The 5,543-nt window shown below is 62.1% G+C and carries 7 protein-coding genes; all 7 read left to right on the forward strand.

The annotated features are described in order from the left end of the window. Positions 1 to 3 precede the first annotated feature (3 nt). On the forward strand, positions 4 to 1,185 hold the full coding sequence (locus tag Q4E95_RS10800) for an acetoin utilization protein AcuC (protein ID WP_303383319.1): 1,182 nt from the start codon (positions 4 to 6) through the stop codon (positions 1,183 to 1,185). A gap of 44 nt (positions 1,186 to 1,229) precedes the next feature. Then, positions 1,230 to 2,048 carry a helix-turn-helix transcriptional regulator gene (locus Q4E95_RS10805; protein WP_303383315.1) on the forward strand — a complete coding sequence of 273 codons (819 nt, stop codon included), beginning with the start codon at positions 1,230 to 1,232 and terminating at the stop codon, positions 2,046 to 2,048. A 42-nt stretch (positions 2,049 to 2,090) separates the two neighbouring features. Then, positions 2,091 to 3,431, forward strand: a complete 1,341-nt coding sequence (gene gdhA, locus Q4E95_RS10810) for an NADP-specific glutamate dehydrogenase (RefSeq protein WP_303383316.1) — start codon at positions 2,091 to 2,093, stop codon at positions 3,429 to 3,431. Positions 3,432 to 3,517: 86 nt separating this feature from the next. Then, positions 3,518 to 4,303, forward strand: a complete 786-nt coding sequence (locus tag Q4E95_RS10815; protein WP_190781234.1) for a FadR/GntR family transcriptional regulator — start codon at positions 3,518 to 3,520, stop codon at positions 4,301 to 4,303. Positions 4,304 to 4,457: 154 nt separating this feature from the next. Further along, complete coding sequence (locus tag Q4E95_RS10820; RefSeq protein ID WP_005504750.1) at positions 4,458 to 4,556, forward strand: AURKAIP1/COX24 domain-containing protein; 99 nt, start codon at positions 4,458 to 4,460, stop codon at positions 4,554 to 4,556. Between the two features lie 65 nt (positions 4,557 to 4,621). Then, positions 4,622 to 4,921 (forward strand): glutaredoxin family protein, encoded by a 300-nt coding sequence (locus tag Q4E95_RS10825; RefSeq protein WP_303383317.1) that lies wholly within the window; start codon positions 4,622 to 4,624, stop codon positions 4,919 to 4,921. A gap of 110 nt (positions 4,922 to 5,031) precedes the next feature. Then, a partial coding sequence (locus tag Q4E95_RS10830) for a histidine phosphatase family protein (RefSeq protein WP_303383318.1) occupies positions 5,032 to 5,543 on the forward strand: 512 nt, incomplete at its 3' end.

Consider the following 5,543-nt stretch of genomic DNA (forward strand, 5'->3'; position numbering starts at 1 on the left):
GCCGTGTACCCCACCAGTGTTTATTGGGATCCCCAGTTGCTCCAGTACAACTTCGGGGATTACCACCCCATGCGCCCGTCCCGCTTGGACGCCACCATGCGATTGGTGCAGCAACTGGGCCTGGACACCGCAGAGAATGTTCGGGTCGAGGTCCCAGAAGTTCCGGATGACCAGGTCCTCCAGCTGGCTCACACCGCGGACTACGTGAAATCGGTACATGAAGTGTCTGCCGATCCCACGAAAGAAATTCCGGAATGCGGGTTGGGGACCGAGGACACCCCCGCGTACGAAGGTATTCACGAATCCAGCGCCAGATTGGTGGGCGGCACCTACCAGGGGGCCGTGGACATCCTGGACGGCAGGGCCGTTCACGCCGTGAATTTTGGCGGCGGCATGCATCACGCCGCCAAGGACAAGGCCAGCGGGTTCTGCGTGTACAACGATTGCGCGGTGGCCATTCAGCACCTCCTGGACAACGGGGTGCAGCGTGTGGTCTACATCGATGTGGACGGCCATCACGGTGACGGCACCCAGTCGATCTTCTTCGAGGACCCTCGGGTCATGACCATTTCTCTGCACGAGACCGGGTTGTCGTTGTTTCCCGGAACGGGTTTCGCCAACGAGATCGGAGAGGGTCAGTGCGCAGGTACCTCGATCAACGTGGCCCTGCCCACGCGCGCGGACGACTCCCAGTGGTTGCGCGCGTTCGACGCCGTGGTGCCCCAGTTGGTGCGCGAGTTCCGTCCCGAAGTGATCGTGTCCCAGCATGGTTGCGATTCCCACTTCCAGGACGAGCTGACCCACCTGCGTGTAAGCATCGACGGGCAGCGGCAGATCGCCCTGGCAGTCTCCGATCTCGCGGACGAGATGTGCGAGGGCCGGTGGATCGCCACGGGTGGAGGCGGCTACGACTGCCACGACGCCGTGCCGCGCTCCTGGGCGCACCTGGTGGGTGTTTCCAGTGGTCATCCCGTAGCGGTGACCACGCCCGTTCCGCAGGAATGGCGCACGTACATGACCGAGAAATACGGCGGCCACGCACCCGAAATGATGGGTGACAACGTGGACCTGTGGTGGCGATCCTGGGAGATCGGATTCGACCCCAACGACGAGACCGACCGCTCCATCATGGCCACCCGCAAGGAAGTCTTCCCTCACTGGGGCCTGGACCCCTGGTACGACTGAGACTGATTGGGGCCCGGTCGGGGTTCACGTTTAGGGTGAATCCTATGGCCAATGATTCATATTCAGCTCTTTCCGATCCCACTCGGCGCCGGATCCTGTCCGCACTGCGCCACGGCCCCCGTCCGGTGGGAGAGTTGGTCGAAGAACTGAAAGTCTCCCAGCCCACCGTGTCCAAGCACCTCAAGGTTCTGCGGGATACGGGACTGGTGGCAACGCGCGCTGAGGGGCAGAAGCGCTACTACAGCGTCCAAGCGCAGCCCCTGCGCGAGGTGACCGCCTGGATCGAGGATCTGCTGTCGGCCACCGAAGACCCGGTGGACACCGAGGAACCCACGGACTCCGAAGGGCCGGCGACGGACGAACTAACCGGAACCCCCGAGGCGGCCCCCGTTGCCATTGACGAACCGCGCACTCTCCCCTGGTTCGGCGCACCGGAGGTCATGGAAGAACTCGCGCAGGATGACGGGCAGACCGTCCGCGACGAAACGTCCGAATCCGTGGAGCTCGAGCCCGAGATTGCAGAAGCCCCCGTGTTTGATGTGATCTCGGATGATCCAGAACCCTCGGAGCCTAAAAATGTGCAAGAACTTCTGGAAGACCCCGAGGTATCCAACAGTTCCACCCTTCCCGATGCTGTTGCCTTGGGCACGGAGGTGGACGTCACAGGCGCTAGTGTGGGAGCCAACACCGACGTTACTTCCGCTGAGCCCAGCGCGGATTCAGCCGAATCCGATGGTTCGAACTCCACGAAACCCGAATTCGGGATTCCACCTGTGCGCAGCGGAGGCGCACACCGGCGTCAGAGCGGTCTGCTGTCCACTCTCACCGGGTTCCGGCGTCGTGGGCGCAGCCCGCGGCGATGATGGCTCGGTGAGCACCTACAACCGATAGACGGCAGGAGACCCATGCACGAGAATCTGATTCCGATTCGACAAGCAGTGATTGCTCGCAACCCCGGTGAGTCCGAGTTCCATCAGGCAGTGGACGAAGTCTTCGAATCGCTGGGCCCCGTGGTGGCGCGCCACCCCGACCTGCTCGAATCGGCCATCCTGGAACGGATCTGCGAACCCGAGCGACAGATCATTTTCCGCGTGCCCTGGACCGATGACAACGGCCACGTGCAGATCAACCGCGGCTTCCGCGTGGAGTTCAACTCCGCACTGGGCCCCTACAAGGGTGGACTGCGCTTTCACCCCTCGGTCTACCTGGGCATCGTCAAGTTCCTGGGCTTCGAACAGATCTTCAAGAACTCCCTGACCGGCATGCCCATTGGCGGCGGTAAGGGTGGCTCGGACTTCGATCCCTCCGGTCGCTCCGACGCCGAGATCATGCGGTTCTGCCAGTCCTTCATGACCGAGCTGTACCGCCACATCGGCGAGTACACGGACGTCCCCGCGGGTGACATCGGTGTGGGTGGCCGTGAGATCGGTTACCTGTTCGGCCAGTACAAACGCATCACCAACCGCTACGAATCCGGTGTCCTCACCGGTAAGGGTTTGGCCTGGGGCGGTTCGCTGGTGCGCACCGAAGCCACCGGCTACGGCACCGTGATGTTCGCGGAAGAGATGCTCAAGACCCGCGGCCAGGACATGGACGGCCGGGAAATGCTCGTGTCCGGTTCCGGCAACGTGGCGATCTACGCCATTGAGCGTGCGCAGTCGTTGGGTGCCAAGGTGCTGACCGCGTCCGATTCGAGCGGGTACGTGATGGATCCCGATGGCATCGACCTGGATCTGCTGAAGCAGGTCAAGGAGGTGGAGCGCGCACGCATCAGCCAGTACGCCGAGCGCAAGGGTGGTCGTGCACGATTCATCTCCGACGGTTCCGTGTGGGATGTTCCCGGCTCCGTGGCGTTGCCGTGTGCCACCCAGAACGAGCTCAACGGCCGTCAGGCCAAGAAGCTGTTGGCCAACGGAGTGGAGGTCGTGGCCGAGGGAGCCAACATGCCCACCACCGCCGAAGCGATCCGTATGTTCCAGGACGCAAACGTACTCTTCGCTCCGGGCAAGGCGGCCAATGCCGGCGGCGTGGCCACGTCCGCTCTGGAAATGCAGCAGAATGCTTCTCGAGACTCGTGGACCTTTGACTACACGCAGCAGCGTTTGCTGGAAATCATGCGCGGAATTCATCACCGCTGCGCTGAAACGGCCGATGAATACGGAATGCCCGGTAACTATGTGGCCGGCGCCAACATTGCGGGATTCATCAAGGTGGCACGCGCAATGTCGGCCCAGGGTCTGATCTGATTTTTCAGCGATACCCAGTAAGCTCGTGAGTCGAAGCACCTGCCGTGGTTGGCACGTGCTCGACACATGACTTGAGGTTGGTGACCATGGCAACGCATCGTGAGGTTCTGCAATGGCTTGAGAACGAGCTGTTCGACGGCAACCTCGTGCTGGGTCAGCAGTTGCCCATCGACAAAGACCTCGCGGCGATCTTCAGGGTCTCACGTAACTCCATGCGGGAGACCCTGAAGGAGCTGGAGGCTCGGGGCATCATTAAGTTGTTCGACGGCCCGCACCGTTCCATCCTGCCCATTCTGGTGCGAGAGCCGGCCGCTTCTGCGGGGCCCGCGTTGCGGCTACACATGGCTACTTCCGAGTATCCGTTGCGTGACATTGTTCAGGCGCGGGTGCAGTTGGAATCCTGGGCCTTGGAGAATGCCACGGAAGCTAACGTTCCCGTTTCCGAATTGCGATCCATCATGGTGGAAATGGACCGAGATGATGTGGGTCTGAAGCAATTCCACAATTTGTACGTGAGCTTTCATATCGCGCTGGTGAAGTCCTGCGGAAATACGGCCATCACGGCGCTCTTCACGGCGCTGCGCGATTCCATGTACGAATACACCATGGCCCTGGTCGGTCATGTTCCGTTGTGGTCGACCACAACCAGCCGGATCCGTGCCGAGCACCGTGCGATCTTCGGCGCGTTGGAGGCGGGTGACTTCCACATGGCATCTCGCTTGACCATCGAACACATCACTTTCCAGTACCGGGAGGCCGGGCTCGATCCGGACCGCGGCCGCGACGGTGAGATCGATGATCACGGTGATGCGGCGGAGTCGAGGGGCAATCCACCCGTGGGTCTGAAGCAGGCCCGTCAGGCCAGTGCGTGAGCGCTCATTTTCAGGGAATCGGTGCTCAGGCGGTAGGGTGGATCAATAGTTTGCCGTTCATGCGGATTTTGCCGTCCGGTTAGCCGGCCGGCGGGGTGGCGTTCAGGCGCGACCCGTTCAAACAGTCATCGTCTACAACAATGCGAGGGATCCTATGGGTTCAGTCATTAAGAAGCGCCGCAAGCGTATGTCCAAGAAGAAGCACCGCAAGCTGCTTCGTAAGACTCGTCACCAGCGTCGCAACAAGAAGTAAAGCGACATCGCGGCAGGCCTCGTTCCCCAGGAGCGGGGCCTTTTGCGTGCCCGTAGCATGGGCCCATGAGCTTGCCCCGGAATCCCCAGAAGCCCCTGTTGTCTGCAGAAAATTGGACGACAGCTGCCCCCGCTCATCACGTGACGTTGCTCACCAAGGACGGGTGCCACTTGTGTGCGGACGCACGCACCGTGGTCAGAGCCGCGTGCCAGGACACCGGTAGCGAGTTCTCGGAGGTGGACATCACCACGGATGCAGCCCTGCTGCGCGACTACGCGAATTTCATCCCGGTCGTGTTCGTGGACGGGGTCCCGTGGGATCAGCTGCGCATTGACGAGCGGCGTTTGCGCGACGTATTGAGCTGACGGAGGCGGGGAATCCTGGGCCACGCAGCGGGCGGGCCTCCACGGTTCGCGGTCGTTGCCTTGGAGGCCCCTGAATTGGGCGGTGGCCGGGGTTTTGAGAGACTGTCATTATGTCCTCCGCCACCGTTCATTTGCTGCGCCATGGCCAGGTCCACAACCCTGACGCGATCGTCTACGGACGCATGCCGGATTTCCATTTGTCCGAGCTCGGGGCGCGCATGGCCGAAGCCGCCGCCGCGGACTTCAGGGCTCGTGTGAACCAGGGGGACCGCTACGTTGTGTTGGCGTCATCCCCACTGACCCGAGCCCGGGAGACCGCGGCACCCGTGGCCCGTGAGCTGGAATTGGACGTGGTCACCGAAGAGCGCATCATTGAACCCCGCAATCACTTCCAAGGTTTGCATGTGGACGAGAAAGTACTGTCCCATCCCAAGCATTGGCCCTACATGCTCAACCCGCTGCGTCCCTCGTGGGGCGAACCCTACCGGCACCAGGTAACCCGCATGGCCGAGGCCGTCCGCGATCTGGCCCGCCGGGCGGTGGAGATCGGTGGCGACGGCGCTCAGGCCATCGCGGTGTCCCACCAGTTACCCATTTGGTTGACACGCTTGTCGGTCGAAGG

The organism is Kocuria sp., assembly GCF_030536815.1.
GTDB classification, from domain to species: Bacteria; Actinomycetota; Actinomycetes; order Actinomycetales; family Micrococcaceae; genus Kocuria; species Kocuria gwangalliensis.